This is a genomic window from Micromonospora sp. SYSU B005 (assembly GCF_055362685.1).
In genome coordinates, this window is the sequence record NZ_JAXCFU010000052.1 from 1 (window position 1) to 1,601 (window position 1,601).

The 1,601-nt window shown below is 70.6% G+C and carries 1 protein-coding gene; it reads left to right on the top strand.

Annotation, left to right across the window (positions count from 1 at the left end):
- On the top strand, positions 1-1,601 hold a 1,601-nt coding region (locus SM452_RS30305; protein ID WP_463841217.1), incomplete at both ends, for a non-ribosomal peptide synthetase.

The following is a 1,601-nucleotide window of genomic DNA, read 5'->3' on the forward strand; positions in this document are numbered from 1 at the left end:
CGTTGGACGATCTGGTCGGGTTCTTCGTGAACACCTTGGTGCTGCGGACGGATCTGTCGGGCGATCCGACGTTTGTGGAGGTGCTCCGCCGGGTTCGGCAGAGCAGTCTGGATGCCCTGGAGCATCAGGATGTTCCGTTCGAGCGTCTCGTGGAGGAGTTGGCGCCGCTGCGGTCGTTGGCCCGGCATCCGCTGTTCCAGGTGATGCTGACTTTGCAGAACCTGGAACGCGGCGAGGCCGGCATCGCGCAGTCCGACACCGGCCCGATGAGCGCCACCGTCCGGTTCGATCTCGACGTGACCGCCGTCGAGACGTTCGACGCGCAGGGCCGTCCGACCGGGCTGCACGGCGCGATGATCGCCTCCGCCGACCTGTTCGACGCGTCGACCGCGGAACGGATCGCCGACTGGTTCGTGCTGGTGCTGGACCGGGTGAGCGCCACGGCCGGTGCCCGGTTGCACGAAGTCGATCTGTTGGACGCCGGGCTGCGGGATCGGGTGCTGCTCGAGTGGAACGACACTGTTGTCGCGGTCGTCGAGGACACGACGGTGCAGTTGATGGCGCGGCAGGTGGCGGCGACGCCGGATGCGCCGGCGGTGATCGGCGACGGGGTGGAGCTGTCTTACCGAGGGCTGGACGCGGCCGCGAACCGGGTGGCGAGGCACCTGATGGGTCAGGGCGTGGGCGCGGAGTCGGTGGTCGCGGTCGTGATGGATCGCGGCGTCGATCTGGTGGTGGCGTTGCTCGGGGTGTGGAAGGCGGGCGCCGCCTATCTGCCGATTGATCCGAAGGTGCCGGCGGCCCGCGTCGAGTTCATGTTGTTCGACAGTGGTGCGCAGCATGTGCTGACCTCTGCGGTCGGTGAGTGGTCGGTGCCGTCGACGGTGGTGTCGGAGCTGGCGGGTGTTGATGACGGGCCGGTGCCGGTGCGGGTTTCGGCGGCCGGTGCGGCGTATGTGATCTACACGTCGGGGTCGACCGGTACGCCCAAGGGTGTGGTCGTGTCGCATGCGGGGGCGGTCAACCTGGGTCTCGCGCAGGGCCGGGCGTGGGGGACGGGGCCGGGGTCGCGGGTGTTGCAGTTCGCGTCGATCGGGTTCGACGCGGCGACGTCGGAGTTGTTGATGGCGTTGGCCTGGGGTGGCGCGTTGGTGGTGGCTGATGCGGATGAGCTGCGCCCCGGGTCGGGCCTGGTGCAGGTTCTGCAGCGGCATGGCGTGACGCATGTGACGTTGCCGCCCGCGGTGCTGGGGGTGCTCGACCCGGCCGCGCTGGAGACGGTTGGCACGGTGGTGTCGGCCGGTGAGGCGGTCGATCGGGCGGTGGTGAACCGCTGGGCGGCGGGACGTCGGCTGGTGAACGCGTACGGGCCGACCGAGACGTCGGTGTGCGCCACGATGTCGGCGCCGCTGTCCGTGGGCCAGGCCCCGACGGTGGGGGGCCCGATCGCGAACACCCGGGCGTACGTGCTCGACGACAGCCTGGCCCCGGTGCCGCCGGGCGTGGCCGGTGAGCTCTACGTCGCCGGCGCCGGAGTGGCGCGCGGCTACGTGGGCCGCGCCGCGCTGACCGCCGAACGGTTCGTGGCCTGCCCGTTCGGT